The organism is Paenibacillus riograndensis SBR5 (genome assembly GCF_000981585.1).
In the GTDB taxonomy this organism is placed as follows: Bacteria; Bacillota; Bacilli; order Paenibacillales; family Paenibacillaceae; genus Paenibacillus_AQ; species Paenibacillus_AQ riograndensis.
Map to the genome: position 1 here is coordinate 2,107,428 of NZ_LN831776.1, position 18,736 is coordinate 2,126,163.

Sequence of the window (18,736 nt, forward strand, 5' to 3'; positions counted from 1 at the left end):
CGTGGAAAAAAAGGACGAGATCTATTCCTATATCTTACAAGAGGTCGGGTCCGGGCATCTGGATAAAAGCATTGCCGCGCACCTGATTCAATACCTCCGGCAGGATCAGGGAAAAGAGGCCGATACAGACATTGCGGTCATCGGGGTTGCTTCCCGCTTCAGCAATACCGGCAGCACATCAGAAGTAGAACAGCTTCTTACCCTGGGTGTGGATTCCATTCAGGAACTCCCTGCCGGCAGGAAGGAACAGGCCGACCTGTTTCTTCCCCTGTTTCAGGTAGAGAAGGATCACGCACAGTATGACAAGGCCGGATATCTTTCCGAGATCGATCCCTTTGATTTTGCATTTTTTAATATTTCCCCCAGAGAAGCAAGCCTCATGGACCCGAATCAGCGCTTGTTTTTACAGCTGGCCTGGGAAGCCATTGAGGAAGCCGGGTATGGGGGAACCCAATTAACAGGCAGCAAAACAGGCGTCTTTATCGGCTACAGCTCGGATTTTGGCGAGGAGTATAAGAAAGGCATTCAGATGCTCGTACCGGAAGCCATGGGCGTAGCCATTCCCGGGAATATCAAATCAGTTATTGCCAGCCGGATTTCCCACTACCTGGATTTGAAGGGACCTGCGGTTGTATTTGATACAGCTTGCTCGTCGTCGCTTGTCGCCATTCACTTTGCGTGTAGACAGCTCATTGAAGGCTCCTGCGATCTGGCATTGGCGGGAGGGATCAAGCTGCAGCTGTTCCCGTTAAAGAGCCATGTCCATTTGAAAATCGGCATTGAGTCATCCGATGAGAAAACCAAAACCTTCGATGACAGCTCCAATGGAACCGGAAAGGGCGAAGGGGCCGGAGCCGTTCTGTTGAAGCCTTTGAAAAAAGCTTTGCAGGACAGGGATCATATCCATGCCGTTATCAAAGGCAGCGCGATCAATCAGGACGGCAATTCCATTGGCATCACGGCTCCCGATCCGCAAGCGCAGGAAGAAGTGCTCTGCCAGGCGTGGGAAGAGGCCGGGATCAATCCGGAGAACCTCTCCTATATCGAAGCGCACGGCACGGGGACCAGACTTGGTGATCCCATCGAAATCGAAGGAATCGACCGGGCCTTTTCCCGTTATACGCAGAAAAAGCAGTTTTGCGCCATCGGATCGATGAAAACGAATATTGGCCATCTCGATCATGCCGCGGGGATTGCCGGGCTTGTCAAGGTGATCTATTCCCTTAAGAGCAAAAAGCTTTTTCCTTCGCTTCATTTTATGAAACCGAATCAGACGATCAATTTCAGCACCTCTGCCGTGTATGTAAATGACCGGCTTCAGGAATGGACAACCCCGGGAGTGCCGCGGCTTGCGGGTATCAGCTCGTTTGGACTAAGCGGAACCAACTGTCATATGGTATTGGAGGAAGCGCCGCCGCCCCCGCAGAAGCAGCAGCACGGGGAGACGATGTACTTGCTCCCGCTGTCCGCCAAGGAAGAAAATGTGCTGCGGGAACTGGCTGCAGCGTATATCCGGTTGTTAGAGGGAAGCAGCCAGATCGATCTGGAAGATCTCTGTTATACCGCCAGTACGGGGCGCAGGCATTACAACCACCGGTTGGCAATTGTCTTCACGGGGTATCAAGATCTGCTTAACCAACTGGAGCGGTTGACAGAGAAGCAGGCACTGACACCGACGCTTCAGTCAGCTCAGCAGTTGAAGGGAATGGAGCACTCAGAGAAAGAGAACTCCTATCGTGCTATAGCGGAACTGTATGTCTCCGGGGGAACAATCGATTGGGAGGATATGTACAAGGGTAAGGCCTGTAATCGTTTGAGCCTGCCGGTCTATCCTTTTCAGAAAACGCGCTGCTGGCTCAAACCGGAAGCACAGGCTGAACCCAAACGCTCCGCTTCGGGCGGGAATGTCCATCCTTTGCTTGCACATGTTGCCGGGGAAACACCGGAGCAAGTCACTTATGCAGTCCGCATGTCGGCCAAGGAAGATTGGATGCTGAATGAGCATAAGGTGGGGAGCGAGTATGTGCTGCCCGGTACGGCGTACGTCGAGCTGCTGCTGGAGATCGGGAGGCAGCAGGGCGGGCGGTCCGTCATCAAAGATCTTGCCTTTTTGCAGCCGTTCTCTGTGCAGGAAGGGGAGACTCGCGAGCTGCAGATCACCTTGAAAAAAGGGAACGGCGATAACGGGTTTATTATCACCAGCAAGGATTACGCGGATGGCACCTGGCGCAGACACGCGGAGGGGAAATTATGCCTTCCTTCGCAGGCTCGCAAGCCGTACGACCTCCCTGCTCTACTGGAAGCCTTCCACACGTATCCGAAGATAACGGGCGTCGAAACCAGCGGAGACTATATTACCACCGGAGCAAGATGGAACAATATCAAGGAGCTGAAGGCGGGGGCAGAGGAATGCCTGGTGGCCGTCGGGCTTGGCGATGCCTTTCGGGAAGAGGCTGCCCATTACCATTACCATCCGGCGATGCTTGACAATGCAGTTAATATTGCCATCCGCAGCATTGACGACCAGCTGTATCTGCCTTTTTATTATCAGGAAATCCGGGTCTATGGCCGGATTCCCGCCGACATCTACAGCGTGGTGAGAAGGCAGGACCGGGGACAGGGCAATCAGACGGCAACCTTTGATATTGACATCCTGAATCCGGCGGGGGAGGTGCTTGCCGAGATTGAAGGCTATACGATCAAGCAAGTGCAGGCCCAAAGACCGGCAGGGATGTATTACGAAAAGGACTGGATGGTGCAAGAGGGTCCCCCTTCACCCGATGTGGACAGAGAGACCTCCCGGGAGACGGTCGCGGTCTTCACAGGAGAGGGAGAGTTGGCGGACCGGCTCCTGGAGCAGATTCGTGCACAGTATGGACAGGTGATGGAGATTTCCGGCAGGGAACTTCAAAGCCGGGAAGATTATCAGCCATTGTGGGACCAGCTGAAAGCCGGGAATGTGGAAACCATTATTCATCTGCTGAGCCTCACCGGACGGGAGATTGCAACGGAGGCGGAGCTGCATGAGGCTGGAGAGCGGGGATTTTACAGTCTGTATTCCCTGCTGGACAGCCTGTTTGTGCAGCCTTCTTCCGGGGACCTGAAGCTTGTTCTTGTCTGCGACGAGGCGAATCAGGTCACGGGAGAGGAAGCGGTCCTGCGTCCGCATCACGGATGCCTGCTTGGACTGGGCAAAGTGGCGCGGGAAGAATTTCCCCGGGTGCACATCCGCCTGGTGGATGTCGACGGACGCACCCCGCCGGAGAGGATTGTGAACGAATTCAGCCGCCGGGAAGCTCCTTACCAGGTGGCGTACCGGAACGGGCAGCGTTATGTGGAGCGGCTGCGGGAGGCATCGCTTGCGCCGGATGAAGCGCATCCCGGCATCCAAGAAGGCGGGGTGTATGTCATCACCGGCGGGACCGGGGGCTTAGGGCTGGAAATCGGGAAGCAGATGAGCCGGATGAACCGGGTCAAGCTTCACCTCATTGGCCGCCGGGAGCTGCCTGCGCGGGAGAACTGGTCAGAGATCGTCGCGGCAGGAGCCGAGGCGCAGCACATCCGGCAAATCACAGCGGTTCAAGAGATGGAACGAAACGGAGCCGAGGTGCAGATTCATGCCGCAGATGTCGCTGAGGAAGGGCAGATGCGAAGCCTGCTGGAGCGGATACGCACCCGATCGGGAGCCATCCGCGGCGTTGTTCACGCTGCGGGGGTGGCTGGAGAAGGGCTGCTGGTCCGGAAGAGCGCCGGGCAAATCCGGGAGGTCCTGTCGGCCAAGGTCACCGGAACGTGGGTGCTGGATCAGCTTACGAAGGAAGATGAGCTGGATTTCTTCATGATGTTCTCCAGTATGAACACGGTGACGGGGGGAATAGGGCAGAGCGACTATGTGGCAGCGAACAGCTACCTGGACCTGTACGCCGACTGGATGAGGAAGCAGGGAAGGAAGGGGATCACGGTCAACTGGCCGCTGTGGCAGGAGGTGGGGATGGCCCAGGCGTATGAGGTCGATAACCGCCGCAGCGTGTTTGAGAGCCTTACGCCCCGGCAGGGTGCGGCCATTTATGCCGAGCTGCTGCAATGTGGCCGGAGCCGGATGATCGTGGGCCAGCTGAAACGCCAGCTTAACCGGGATACTATCGGGCAGGGCCTGATGAATGATTATGTGCTGTCGGATACATTGGCGAGTGCCTTCCGCACCCGTATGGAGCATCGACAGGAGGAAACAGAGCGGCAGGTTTCGGACCCTTTCCCTGTACGCATTCTTGACAAGGATGAAGCGGACCTGTCCGCCACCGAAAGAGAAGTCGCCATGATCTGGGGACAGGTGCTTGGTGTCGATGAAATTGGCTTATCTGCCAAATTCAACAATATGGGCGGCAACTCCATCCTCGCCGTCGATTTATTCAGACGGCTGGAAACCAAATACGGCAAGATCGTAAACATCTCGGATGTGTTCACTTATGCAACCATTGCGGAAATGGCGGATTACCTGGATACAAGGCAGCAGCAGCAGAATGGGACATATACGGCAGAACCCTCGACACTGGCCTTATTGCAGCGGTTGGCGAACCGGGAGATTTCGATGAACGAAGCCCTTGAAACGTACAAAACGAAATCAGGAGGCGTGTCATGACAGCAGCAGAAAAACTGATTTTCGAACTGGTAGCCTCCCAAAAGCTGACCCCAAACGATGCCGCCGTATTGCTGGAGCATCAGCAGAAGCATGAAGAACCGGTGAAGGAAAAGGAAATTGCCATTATCGGCATAGCCGGCAAATTTCCGAAAGGGGAGGATCTGGGACAATTCTGGGAATGTCTCCAGCAGCAAAGGAACGGTATCGGTGATTTTCCCGATGCTCGGGTCCGCGATTGCATTGGTGAAGGCCTGCCCGACGCAATCGAGGCAGACCAATTGTTTTTTAAAGGCGGGTACCTGGAGCGGATCGACCAGTTCGATCCTGCTTTTTTTCAACTCTCTCCTGCCGAAGCTAAATTTATGGACCCCCTGCAAAGACTGATGCTGGAAGCTTCTTATCAGGCTATAGAAGATGCGGGCTATTATTACAAGGATTTAAGCGGGACCAATACCGGCGTATATATCGGTACGGACCATACCTGGGGCCAATGGTACAGAGACAATGCCGCAGAACAGGACCCGCTGCTGTTATCCGGCACGTGGTCGGCCATTCTCTCAAGCCGGATTTCCTATGGGCTGAATCTGAAAGGCCCCAGTCTTGTGATCGATACCTCTTGCTCCTCCGGCCTGGTAGCCGTTCATGAGGCATGCCGGGCCATTCAGTCGGGCGTGTGCAATCTGGCAATCGCCGGGGGCATTCACATCAATTACAGCCCGGTGAAAAACCCGATGCTTGATTTGGTCGAATCGCAGGATTATCTTATCCGGACCTTCGATAAGCAGGCGAACGGCACGGTTTGGGGCGAAGGAGTCGGGGCCGTCATCCTCAAACCGCTGCAGCAGGCCATCCGGGACCGGGACCACATTTACGGGATCATCAAGGGGAGTGCGGTGAACAACGATGGAGCGTCAGACGGCATTACGGCCCCGAGTGCCCGCGCACAGGAAGAGGTCATTTGCCAAGCCTGGGAAGAGGCCGGAATCGATCCGCAGACGATCACTTATGTGGAGGCGCACGGCACTGGAACCCAGCTGGGAGATTCCATTGAAATCGATGGCCTCACCAAGGCTTTTTCACGCTACACGCAGAAAAAACAGTTTTGTGCGATTGGCACGGTAAAAACCAACATCGGGCATACGGTAGGCGCGTCAGGGCTGGCTTCCTTGCTGAAAGTAATGCTGGCCTTTCAGCATCGGAAGCTTCCGGCCAGTCTTAATTTTGTTGCAGCGAATCCCTTTATCGATTTCTTTGCCTCCCCCGTTTATGTGAACGACCGGCTTCAGGATTGGACGGCAGCGGAGACTCCCCGTGTGGCCGGAATCAGTTCGTTTGGCTTCAGCGGAACCAACTGCCATATGATCGTGCAGGAAGCGCCGGATATCGTGAAGCTGTCAGAGGCACACGATCAGGCACCGCTGTATTTACTTCCGTTATCGGCAAAAGACGATCAGGTGCTCTTAAGGCTGGTGGAGGATTACACACGCTATATCTCCCGTCATGCCGGGATCAATCTGCAAGACCTGTGCTACACAGCCAGCACGGGCCGCGGGCATTATAACCATCGTTTGGTGATCCTCTTCACCGGATATGCGGACCTGCTTCAGAAACTGGAGCACCTGCAAAAACACAGTCTCGCTTCCGGCCAGGACGTTCTCAGCCAAAGCCATGAGGTGGCGGCGCACGGCGGGATAGCGCCGGATGAGCCTGGTCCGGTAAGAAGGCTGACGAAACGGGAAAAGCAATCCTTAACGCTTGAGGCAGCCCGGCTGTTGAAAACGTTCGCCCTTCCGCAGGAGGGTCCGGCTTCCTATCGTTCCATAGGAGAGCTGTATGTCTCAGGGGCAACCATTGATTGGAACCTGATGTATCAAGGTTTACCCTGCCGGCGGCTGAACCTGCCGGCCTATCCGTTCCACCGCATCCGGTGCTGGGCAGAAAAACGCGGCCAGGGGCATCCGCAGCATTTGCATCTGCCCCAGGCGCCAGGGCATCCGCTGCTTCGGGGGAATGTCTGCGAAACCTCCGGGCAGGTGGTATATACCGCAACATTCTCAGCAGCAGCGGACTGGGTGCTGCATGAACATCAGGTCGGCAGGGAGTACGTGCTGCCCGGTACGGCGTACATCGAGCTGCTGCTGGAGATCGGGAGGCGTCAGGGCGGGCGGTCTGTCATCAAGCAGCTCGCCTTTTTGCAGCCGTTCTCGCTGCAGGAAGAAGAGGACACTCATGATCTCCAGATTGTCGTGAGCAATGGCAAGGAAGACAGCGAGTTTTATATCGAGAGCAAGGACCGGACAGACGGCACCTGGCGTAGACACGCGGAGGGTAAATTATGCCTTCCTTTGCAGGACCGCAAGCCGTACGACCTCCCTGCTCTACTGGAAGCCTTCCACATGTATCCGAAGATAACGGGCGTCGAAACCAGCGGAGGCTATATTACCACCGGAGCAAGATGGAACAATATCAAGGAGCTGAGGGCGGGGGCAGAGGAATGCCTGGTTACCGTCGGGCTTGGCGATGCCTTTCGGGAAGAGGCTGTCCATTACCATTACCATCCGGCGATGCTTGACAATGCAGTTAATATTGCCATCCGCAGCATTGACGACCAGCTGTATCTGCCTTTTTATTATCAGGAAATCCGGGTCTATGGCCGGATTCCCGCCGACATCTACAGCGTAGTGAGAAGGCAGGACCGGGGACAGGGCAATCAGACGGCAACCTTTGATATTGACATCTTAAATCCGGCGGGGGAGGTGCTTGCCGAAATTGAGGGCTATACGATCAAGCAAGTGCAGGCCCAAGGACCAGCAGGGATGTATTACGAAAAGGACTGGATTGTGCAAGAGGGTGAACTCTCACCCGATGTTGACCGCGAGACCTCCCGGGAGACGGTCGCAGTCTTCACAGGAGAGGGAGACCTGGCGGACCGGCTCCTGGAGCAGATTCGTGCACAGTATGGACAGGTGATGGAGATTTCCGGCAGGGAGCTTCAAAGCCGGGAAGATTATCAGCGGTTATGGGATCGTCTGAAAGCTGAGAATGTGGAAACCATTATTCATCTGCTGAGCCTCACCGGACGGGAGATTGCAACAGAGGCGGAGCTGCACGAGGCTGGAGAGCGGGGATTTTACAGTCTGTATTCCCTGCTGGACAGCCTGTTTGTGCAGCCTTCTTCCGGGGACCTGAAGCTTGTTCTTGTCTGCGACGAGGCGAATCAGGTCACGGGAGAGGAAGCGGTCCTGCGTCCGCATCACGGATGCCTGCTTGGACTGGGCAAGGTGGCGCGGGAAGAATTTCCCCAGGTGCACATCCGCCTGGTGGATGTCGACGGACGCACCCCGCCGGAGAGGATTGTGAACGAATTCAGCCGCCGGGAAGCGCCCTATCAGGTGGCGTACCGGAACGGGCAGCGTTATGTGGAGCGGCTGCGGGAGGCATCGCTTGCGCCGGATGAAGCGCATCCCGGCATCCAAGAAGGCAGGGTGTATGTCATCACCGGCGGGACCGGGGGCCTGGGGCTGGAAATCGGGAAGCAGATGAGCCGGATGAACCGGATCAAGCTTCACCTCATTGGCCGCCGGGAGCTGCCTGCGCGGGAGAACTGGTCAGAGATCGTCGCGGCAGGAGCCGAGGCGCAGCACATCCGGCAAATCACAGCGGTTCAAGAGATGGAACGAAACGGAGCCGAGGTGCAGATTCATGCCGCAGATGTCGCTGAGGAAGGGCAGATGCGAAGCCTGCTGGAGCGGATACGCACCCGATCGGGAGCCATCCGCGGCGTTGTTCACGCTGCGGGGGTGGCTGGAGAAGGGTTGCTGGTCCGGAAGAGCGCCGGGCAAATCCGGGAGGTCCTGTCGGCCAAGGTCACCGGAACGTGGATACTGGATCAGCTTACGAAGGAAGATGAGCTGGATTTCTTCATGATGTTCTCCAGTATGAACACGGTGACGGGGGGCATGGGGCAGAGCGATTATGTGGCAGCGAACAGCTATCTGGACCTGTACGCCGACTGGATGAGGAAGCAGGGAAGGAAAGGGATCACGGTCAACTGGCCGCTGTGGCAGGAGGTGGGGATGGCCCAGGCGTATGAGGTCGATAACCGCCGCAGCGTGTTTGAGAGCCTCACGCCCCGACAGGGTGCGGCCATTTATGCCGAGCTGCTGCAATGTGGCCGGAGCCGGATGATCGTGGGCCAGCTGAAACGCCAGCTTAACCGGGATACTATCGGGCAGAGCCTGATGAATGATTATGTGCTGTCGGAGCGCTTGAACAAGCAGCTGAGCAAATCCCTGCTCAACGCGCAGCATCCTGCCGGGAAGCCAGACCGGACAGAGGTTGTCATTAAGGATGCGAACCAGCTCCAAATGACCCGGAGCCATAAAGAAATCGTGCAAATTCTGGCAAGGGTGCTGGACTTGCAAGAGTTGAGCATTTTTGCCAATTTTGAGGACCTGGGCTGGAATTCCCTGCTTGCGGTGAGGCTTCATAAGGAGCTGGATGCGGTTTTCCCTGGCCTGTTTGCCATCTCGGATGTCTTTTCCTACCCTACGGTTCATGACATGGCTGCATTTCTGGAACGCAAAAGAACGGTTCCGCATCAACGGGAGATTACAATCGAACAAGTTATGGGTGATTTGGAAAACGGAATCATTACAGCGGAAGAAGCAGAGGTGTTGATTAAGGAGATCAGTGAGACCGTAGAGAGATAGTTGTAAACGGAATTGGGAGGTGGACCCTATTGAATAAGTTTTCACTCCAGGTGGAGCCCTTTAACGGAACATGGATGGATTGTGTAAGTAACAACCTGATCTCAATCTTAATGGTGCATGACAGAAACTTTGAATATACCCCATGTCTGGCGAAGGCAAGGTACCGGTTGTTTGCACATGGCAGCAGCAATGAGAACATAGATTTTCCTCCCGGCAGCAGCAATGTTGTCACTCCGCTTCTGGATATGGTGAGGACGCTCGATTTCTCTCCCTATCTGGACTATGAAACCGTAACGCCGGATAAAGAAGGCCCTGTTCATCAGATCATCAAAGACTGCTTGCACAGGGGTTTTTATATCTTTGCCGATGTGGACCGTTTCTATTATCCCTCCGGCGTTGACGCAGGTAAAAATCATCTTAAGCACCCCGCATTTATATATGGCTACGATGATGAAGCGAACGCTTATCTGCTGATTGAAGATTGCATACAGCCAAGTACAATGGAGAGCTACCTGCTCCCTTATGACCGTTTTGACGAGGCAATGGCCGCAGTTAGGTCCGAAACCGGCACCTATCATCTCGTATTGGTCCGTAAAAAGGATCAGGAGCTGCAGTTTTTTTCCAGCTATACGAAGGAGCAGATTTGCAGCAGTTTGGAATTTCTTTTACAAGAGGAGCAAGGCCCGTTTATTGATCACGCAATGCCTTCAGCAGATACTGGAGTAACGGTGTCGTATGGACTGTCTGTGATCCGGGATTTTGCGGAAACGCTGGAACAGCGGTTGCTGGGCCTTCTCAAGGATGATTTCGAATACAGGGCGTTAGCCATCAAGAATCCGTACTATTACCGCAGGTCAACGATTCAACTGCCGTTTCTTTTTTACCGGAAAAACGGGCTTGATGAACGGCGGCTCCACAGTCTGACGGATGAATACAAAAAGCTGTGCAATGATTGGAATGTATATGGAAACACCCTGATTAAGTATTATTACAAACTCAAATATATGAAGGACTTGAACTGGATGGCCCAGAGTGAAATGGACGCATTGAAGCGGCTGCTCGCCAAGCTGTACGACAAGGAAAGAGACTTAATAGACAAAACCAGGGCAGTCCTGGCCTAATCCGGCTTTCCCAATGACATTTGTCCCAAACATGAGAGGATGAGAGCAGTGTCCAATACAAAAGTTATTTCCATTGGAATGATCGGAGCAGGCTGGGTTGCCGAGCATGGTCATCTCCCCGGCTTTTTATCGCTGGAGGGCGTATCCATTGGGGCTGTTTATGATCCGGATGCGTCCCGGGCCGCTCATTTGGCTGAACAGGCAGGCGCGAAGGCGTGCACCAGCCTTTCTGAAATTGATGAAATCCCATTAGATGCTGTCCTGGTGTGCACGCCCAACCACACGCATTACGAACTAGCCAAGCACTTTCTGCAGCAAGGAATCCATGTTCTGTGTGAGAAACCTATGACTACAACCGCCGAAGAAGCCGGCTCATTGCGAAGGATCGCAGAGTCTTCAGGGGCTGTGCTGTTAATGGGATTCGTGAACCGTTACCGGGACGACATCCGTGAATTGCGCTCAAGAATCACATCGGGACAGATTGGAGATGTACAGATATGTGAGGTCATCTGGCGCAGAAAAAAAGGGATTCCCCGCCCCGGAAGCTGGTTTACGCAGCAAAAGATGTCTGGAGGCGGTGTGCTTATTGACCTTGGCAGCCACATGATTGACCAGATGCTCTTTCTGACGGATGCCCCGGAGCCGGTTGCTTGTCTGGCCGGCCTCCATTCCCGGCCGGCTCAGGAGGGCGATTATTCCAACTGGCTCGGCAGCAACGAATCAGTGACGCTTGAGGTTGAAGATACGGCTATAGGGATGATTCAGTTTGCCAATGGAATGCTGGGCCGGATTCATGTGAGCTGGCAGGATGATGTGGAGGGTGATTTTGTGGAGATCCACCTGAAAGGCAGCAGGGGCAGCCTGAGCCTGCGGACCCTGTTTGGCTTCAGCAATCAGGGCTTGTACAAACAGCCATCCCTGCAGTTCACCCCGGCAGGCCAAGAGCCGGAATGGTTTACGTTCCCGCCGAAAACGGATGTGCTCATTGATTTCCGGCGGCAAGCATCTCATTTCGCCGAGTGCATCCGGGAGGCGAAGCAGCCTGACATTACCGCAGAGGATGGGGAAAAGGCCATCCGGCTGATTCAGCTTCTCTATCAATCTGCACATAAAGGGCTTGTGGCCACATGACCGATGCTCTGGTCTCAATCGATATGGGAGGCTCGGCGGCGAGGCTGGCCATCTTCGACAGGAAGGTTATGAAAATGGAGGACTCCGTCAAAATTGACCTGGGAGCTGGGACGGAACCGCTTGAAGCGGTCTCGCAGCTCGCCGGTGTCATCGGCAGATGGGAGCAGGCCCATAAAGGGGAGATTCATACCGTGGTGGCCGGTCTGGCAGGATTGCACGATGCGGCCGGAACCATCACCACTTGGCCGAACCGCCCTGCCTGGAACGGGTTTCCTTTTCGTGAAGCATTCACAAGCGCAACAAGCAAGCCCGTCATTCTGTTTGATGATGCCAATTTGGCGGCTATGGGCGAATACCGCTTTGGATTGGCCCATCCCGTGAGTCCTCTGCTGTATGTAGTAGTGGGAACAGGGATTGGCAGCGCCCTGGTTATGCAGGGGGACGTATATGAAGGGGCAAGGGGAGCCAGCGGTGAACTGGGCCATATTACGGTGGACCCCAATGGAGAGCCTTGCCCCTGCGGCGGATTCGGCTGCTTGCAATTGTATGCGTCCGGAAGGGCAATTGAGCGGATGGCGGCAGCCAAAGGCTTGCCTATTACGAAAGCAAGCGATGTGTTCCGTTTGGCTGCTCAAGGAAATGAAGCGGCCCGGAGGATCATTCAAGATTCGATCAGGCTGCTTGCCATCGGGATTGCCAATGCCGTCCGCTTGCTGGACCCGGTTTCGGTGGTGGTAGGCGGCGGAATGGTGAGCAGGTTTCCTGAAGATTATCGTTCCTTGGAGAAGGCCGTCCAGCAGCTTTTGGGAACCTTGCCGCAAAAAAACGTACAGGTATCACTGTCTGTCCTCGGAGACGATGCTGCGCTTTGGGGCGGTCTTGCTTATGGTCTGCAACAAGTATCCATAAAAAATAAAGAAATGGAAGGTGTTCACAATGAGTAACCTGACAAACCGATTCCCAAACTGGCCAATGGCCACCGAAAGTGAAGAGAAGGAACTGCTGGAAACGCTGTACAGCAATCAATGGTGGCGCATGACTGGGACGAAGGTGAAGGAGTTTGAACGGGTATTTGCAGAAATGCATAATGCCAAGTATGCACTGGGCGTGACAAACGGTACCAACGCTATCGACCTTCTCCTTAAGAGCTTCAAGGTAAAAGAAGGCGACGAAGTTATTGTTCCTGCATTTACGTTCATCTCCACAGCATTGCCGTTGATGAGTCTTGGGGCCATCCCGGTTCCCGTAGATATTGATCCCGGCACTTTTTGCCTTGATCCGGAGAAAGTACGGGAAGCCGTCACTGAGAGAACGGTAGGCATTATTCCCGTTCATATGGCCGGCCATCTGTGCGATATGGACCGCCTGCTGGACATTGCCAGCGAGTTCAACCTGTTTATCATGGAAGATGCCTGCCATGCGCACGGCGGGGAATGGAAGGGCAAACGTGCCGGAAGCATCGGGGATGCAGGGGTTTTCAGCTTCCAGCAGTTCAAGCTGATGACGGCCGGGGAAGGTGGGGCGCTCATCACCAATTCCCAGGAGCTGTACGATCAAGCCTTTCTGTATCACAATGTAGGCCGTCCTTTCGGAGACAAAAAATATCAGCATCTCGTCGAAGGGACCAATTACCGTTTTTCCGAATTCCAGGCGGCTGTCCTGCTTCCGCAGGCAGGGCGTCTCGCTGAACAAAACCAACGGCGTGAGCGCAATGCGCAGATTCTAAATGAGGAAATCCAAACTATTGAGGGGATCGTCCCGCAGGGCCGCCTGGAAGCATGTACGCTTCATACACATTATATGTACATGTTTTACTACAATCCGGGGAAATTCGGCGGAATCAGCAGAGAGCGGTTTGTTGAGATGCTGAATGAGCAAGGAATCCCTGCATATATTGCCTATGCCCAAATCCACGATACGCCTATTTTCAAAGAGTTTGCCGCCAGCCTGGACGACAGCTATTCCTTCCCGAATCAACTGGATTGCCCGGCCTCCAAGAAGGTAGCGGAGGAAGTGATTTGGATTCATCACCGCGCGTTGCTGGGGGATGAGGAGGCGACGAGAGGAATTGCGCAGACGATCCGTGAAATTCAAGCGGGTGTTGCAGCGAGAATTTAACCATCAGTTGTCAGAATTCCCCCATTTCTAAAATGGTGGGATGAATGGCAACGGTCTTTCTTATCCAAAGGAAATTATCTTCCATAAATACGAACATTTGTGCTATGATGGATTCGTAAATTCCAAGCCATAACCGAAATAAAGCACGTTTGAAGGTCGCCAAGCTTCATGAAAAAATAGCGAATCAGCGTAAAGACTTCTTGCACCAAACGTCAACCCAAATGATACGCGAAAACCAAGTGATCGTGATGGAAGACTTGCGTGTAAAGAACATGATGCAGAATCACAAATTAGCGAAAGCCATATCCGAAGTATCGTGGAGCATGTTCAGAGAGATGCTTACTTACAAATCAGAATGGTACGGGAGAACATTGATGATTGCCCCAAAACACTTTGCGAGCAGCCAAAGATGTTCCTGCTGCGGCTACAAAAACGCAGAAGTGAAGAACCTTGCGGTACGTGAATGGACTTGTCCTGAATGTAGTGCACAACACGACAGAGATGTAAACGCAGCTAAAAACTTACTACAATTAGCCATATAAGATGGCAACGATTGGGCTAGGAACTAGCCTCTAAGCTTGGGTAAACTTGGAGCAGTAGCTCTATTGACCAAGAAGCACCCACCTCTTAGGTGGTGTGTAGTTCACGCGGTCGATAAGGAGGAATTCTGACTATGCATCGAACGATCCAGACCCCTAGGGATGAAATCGAGGAAAAGCTCAAAGCGGTTTGGAGAGAAGTCCTTCAAATCGATGAGGTTGGGATAAACGATCATTTTTTCGAAGTGGGCGGCCATTCATTAAAAGCCTTAGAGCTTGAGGTCAGAATTGGAATCGAGTTCGATACCGAAATCTCCCTGGAGAATATTTTTGGACACCTGACGATCAAGGAGCTTGCTGACTATATTTGCAGTTCAGAGAAAGACAAGCTCTCAGTCATTAAACCTGCCTTGGAAAGAGCCTATTACCCGGTTTCCTGGACTCAAAAAAACATGTATTTCTCCGCGGCCAGCGGTATAGAGCAGTACGTCATGGATATGCGCAAACTGGATGATGACCTTGATCCGGACGATCTGGAGCAGGCTTTCTACACCATCATTAAGCGGCACCGGCTGCTGCGGACTACATTCGAGATCAGAGATGAGGAAGTCGTGCAGAGGGTGCATGACGAAACCCAGTGGTTCCGGGTCAAGGTCTGGGAAGTGCCTCTGGAGAAAGAACGGCAGGAGGCATTTATCCGCAATTGTGTGGAGGAATTCGACCGGCCCTATTCGCTCCATGAGCTTCCTCTGTTTCGTATTGGACTTATTCGTGTCCCCCAACAAGGCTGTCTGCTGCTTATCCATTTTCATCATATTATCTTTGATGCGTATTCCATTAAGCTGGTGTATCAGGAACTGGAATGCATCCGGCAGGGAAAGCTGCTCCCGCCTCTCCATCTGCAATACGCCGATTATTGCCTATGGCAAAAGGAACTGGAAGCAACCGTGGAGTATGAAAAAAGACGGGCCTTCTGGCTGGATATGTTTGCCGGTGAACATCCGCAATTGAATTTACCGTTTGACCGACCGCGCTCCACTCGTTTGATATCGGCCTACGGAGTCCGGAATATCCGTCTGAAGCGCGGGCTTATTGAACAAATCTATAATACAGCCACCCGTTATCAGGCCACTCCGAGTATTTTTTTGACCGCCGTGTACGGGTTGCTTCTCTCTAAATATACTGCACAGTCCGATATTTCGCTCGGCATACTCTCCTCGCGCAGGTACAGCGGATTAGAGAACAGCATCGGTGTTTTTATTCGTCCGGTACCCGTCCGGTTTCAGGTGGCTGCGGATCAGACCTTTTCCAAATATCTGGAGCAGGTGAAGAAGCAATTCATCAGCGTACTTGAGCACCAGGAATGCGATGTCAATGAAATAGAGGAAGAGATTTGCCGCCAGAAAGGGGTCTCCAGGACAGAACATCCGCTGTATCGTGTCTCATTAAATTTTCATACGGAGCTGGAATCGATATTAGAATCACTTATCCCTGGGGAAGACGATGTGCTGCAGACCCGGAATACGCTGGATATCGCCTGCGGCTTCTACATGCTAGATGGCGGGGACGCGTGCCTGAACATGGAATACAATCTTGAGTTGTTTGATCCCGGCACGATAGAGCGAATGGGGGACCACTTTATGGGACTGCTGGAAGCGGTCCTGTCAGAACCGGAGCGCAAGGTGGGCCGGTTCAGTCTGCTGTCACACGAAGAGCTGCACCAGATTATGCATATATTTAACGATACCGCCTCAGAGCTTGCCGTGGAGCAAACCTTGCAGGCGGTTTTTGAACAGCAGGCAAAGAAATCCGGAGACAGCATTGCGGTCAAATATAAGGATCGCTCGCTCACGTACCGGGAACTGAACCAAAGGTCCAACCAATTGTCGCGGGTGCTTATGGATAATGGGGTGGGTGCCGGTTCGGTTGTCGGAATATGGCTGGAGCGGTCCCTTGAGATGATGGTCGGCCTCCTGGCGATTCTGAAGGCAGGGGGAGCGTACCTGCCAATAGGTCCGGACTATCCGCCGGATCGGGTGTCCTTTGTATTGGAGGATAGTCAGGCTGGAGTTGTGCTTATCGATTCGGCAACCAGGCCGGACGGCCTGAAACCGGAATACCGGTGGCTCAATATCCAAGATCCGGCGCTCTACCAGGGAGACGATAGCAATCCCGCACCGCGAAGCGGACCCGGAGATCTGGCATACATTATCTATACTTCCGGCTCCACTGGTGCGCCCAAAGGCGTCATGATCGAGCATCGTTCCGTGATCAACCGGATTGCCTGGATGCACAGGCAGTTTCCAATCGGAGAGGCGGACTGTATCCTCCAAAAGACACCTTATACATTTGATGTTTCCGTTTGGGAGCTTTTCGGCTGGTATTATAACGGGGCCAGCCTTTGTTTTTTGCCGCCCGGCACGGAAAAGGACCCTGAAATGATCTTGGCAACGATTGCCCGTGAACAGATTACGCTCATACACTTTGTCCCCTCCCTGCTGAACGGCCTTCTGTCCTATGTGGAGCCGCGTATGGCAGCGGAGGGGAAACGGCTGTCCAGTCTGCGTTACCTGTTCGTGAGCGGGGAAGCGCTTCTTCCCGGCACCGTGAACCTGTTTAATCAAACCCTCTTTCCGGCCAACACCACCAGGCTGATCAATCTTTACGGGCCGACGGAAGCGACTGTGGAGGTCTCATGGTTTGATTGCTCCGCAGGCGCCGGGGAAAGTGATTCCCATATCCACATCCCGATCGGGAAACCCATTGACAATATCCGCTTGTACATCGTTAACGGGGAGGATGAGCTGCAGCCCATCGGAGTTCCCGGCGAACTGCTTATTTCCGGAATTGGGGTCGCACGCGGGTATGTGAACCGCGCCGGTCTGACAGCGGACAAATTTTGTCAGGACCCTTGGGTCAAAGGCAATCGAATATACCGGACAGGCGATTTGGCCCGTTGGATGCCGGATGGGAATATCGGGTACCTGGGCAGAATGGACGAGCAGGTGAAAATCCGCGGGGTGCGCATCGAGCTGGGGGAAATCGAAAATACAGCGCTCCAATGGCATGAGGTTGAGGCTGCAGTTGCAGCCGTCAAGGAGATCGGCGCCGGGGATCAGGCGCTTTGCCTGTATTATGTGCCTAAGCACGGACTGGACTCCGGGGAGTTGAGAAGCTATCTCGGCCAAAAGCTTCCACGGCTGATGGTGCCGGATTATATCATGGAGGTTCCGAAGATTCCGCTCAATTCCAGCGGAAAAGCCGACAGGAAGCTTTTGCCGGTACCGGAGATTGTAGCCAATCAGGCCGGAGATGAGCTGCCTGCAGATGAGATCGAGCTAAAGCTGGCAGAAATTTGCCGGGAGGTGCTGCACCTCGCAGCGGTTGGCGTCCGTACCAATCTGTTTTCGGTTGGAGCCAATTCCCTGAGGATTATCCTGATGGCAGCCAGAATCCGTCAGGAGATGGGGATAGATCTGCCGGTGAGCGAGGTTTATACGAAACAGACGATTGCTGAAATAGCGGCATACATCCGGACTGAGATTTCGCAAGCGCCTTTAAGCAGTGAACATGATCTGATCCTGATTCACAAGGGGGCGGCGGAGGCTCCTTTTCTTTTTTTTATTCACGATATCAGCGGAAGCATCGACGCTTATTTCGGGCTTGCGGCCCGTCTGGGCGACAAGTATACCTGCTACGGTGTCCCGGCAGAGATCACCGACGGTCAATGGCGGCACGGCGTCACTGTGGAGGAGCTTGCCAAATCCTATCTTGCCAAAATCAAAAAAATTCAGGAAGACGGCCCGTACTCGCTGGCCGGCTGGAGTTTAGGCGGCCTGCTGGCGTATGAGACCGCCAAGCAGATTGAAGCTGAAGGCGATGAGGTGAACCTGCTCGCCTTGATTGACTCCTCCCACCCGGGAATGCACCGGCATCTGCAAACACCCGATGAGGCAGAGATTGAAAGCTTCAGACGGCAGCTGGAGGGGGCACTGCCTGCTTTTGAATGGATAACCGGGCTGAGGGATGAAACCACATTATACGGTTTATACAAGAAGCTTGCCCGGCACATGGAAGAAAGCGGCCTTGGCTATGAGGCACTGGAAACGCTGGTCCCCGTGGAAATTATGCGGGCAATTCCAGCGTATGCGCAGCGCAACACAAACGACTTCTACCATTATGTGAATCTGTTTCTCGACCTGCAGAATGCCTATGTTCATTACAATCCGGCGCGTAAGGTATTCGCACAGGCGTATTTGATTAAGGCGGCAGAATCCAGAGGGGTCGAAGCAAACGGTTGGAACGCATTTTTTTACCGTCCCGTCATCTTCCGGGAAGTTGAAGGCGATCATTATTCTGTCTTCAGGGAACCGGATCTTGCCGGTTTAGCTGCAGTCTTTGAAACCATAGGTATTCAGGGTACAGAGTAGCGGCAAAGCGTATGCCTATGCCTATTTTACCGCCAAAGGAGAGCGA

The 18,736-nt window shown here is 53.8% G+C and carries 7 protein-coding genes and 1 pseudogene; all 8 read left to right on the top strand.

Features of this window, described 5'->3' with window-relative positions:
- Position 1: 1 nt before the first annotated feature.
- The 8 genes and pseudogenes from PRIO_RS33795 (at position 2) to PRIO_RS08700 (ending at position 18,690) form a co-directional block, all read left to right on the top strand.
- Positions 2-4,639: a type I polyketide synthase gene (locus tag PRIO_RS33795; protein ID WP_052741428.1), complete on the top strand. Its 4,638-nt coding sequence runs from the start codon at positions 2-4 to the stop codon at positions 4,637-4,639.
- Positions 4,636-9,351, top strand: a complete 4,716-nt coding sequence (locus PRIO_RS08670) for a type I polyketide synthase (protein WP_046501905.1) — start codon at positions 4,636-4,638, stop codon at positions 9,349-9,351. The genes PRIO_RS33795 and PRIO_RS08670 overlap by 4 nt, the downstream gene beginning before the upstream one ends.
- 29 nt (positions 9,352-9,380) lie before the next feature.
- Positions 9,381-10,472 carry a hypothetical protein gene (locus tag PRIO_RS08675; protein WP_020425702.1) on the top strand — a complete coding sequence of 364 codons (1,092 nt, stop codon included), beginning with the start codon at positions 9,381-9,383 and terminating at the stop codon, positions 10,470-10,472.
- A gap of 48 nt (positions 10,473-10,520) precedes the next feature.
- Positions 10,521-11,603 (top strand): Gfo/Idh/MocA family protein, encoded by a 1,083-nt coding sequence (locus PRIO_RS08680; RefSeq protein WP_020425701.1) that lies wholly within the window; start codon positions 10,521-10,523, stop codon positions 11,601-11,603.
- Positions 11,600-12,547 (top strand): ROK family protein, encoded by a 948-nt coding sequence (locus tag PRIO_RS08685; protein WP_020425700.1) that lies wholly within the window; start codon positions 11,600-11,602, stop codon positions 12,545-12,547. The genes PRIO_RS08680 and PRIO_RS08685 overlap by 4 nt, the downstream gene beginning before the upstream one ends.
- A gap of 28 nt (positions 12,548-12,575) precedes the next feature.
- On the top strand, positions 12,576-13,721 hold the full coding sequence (locus PRIO_RS08690; RefSeq protein WP_231869843.1) for a DegT/DnrJ/EryC1/StrS family aminotransferase: 1,146 nt from the start codon (positions 12,576-12,578) through the stop codon (positions 13,719-13,721).
- Between the two features lie 125 nt (positions 13,722-13,846).
- Positions 13,847-14,263, top strand: a pseudogene (locus PRIO_RS08695) (RNA-guided endonuclease TnpB family protein); the annotation flags it as partial.
- Between the two features lie 131 nt (positions 14,264-14,394).
- Positions 14,395-18,690, top strand: coding sequence for a non-ribosomal peptide synthetase (locus PRIO_RS08700; protein WP_020427438.1), 4,296 nt, complete (start codon positions 14,395-14,397; stop codon positions 18,688-18,690).
- The last annotated feature ends 46 nt before the right edge of the window (positions 18,691-18,736 follow it).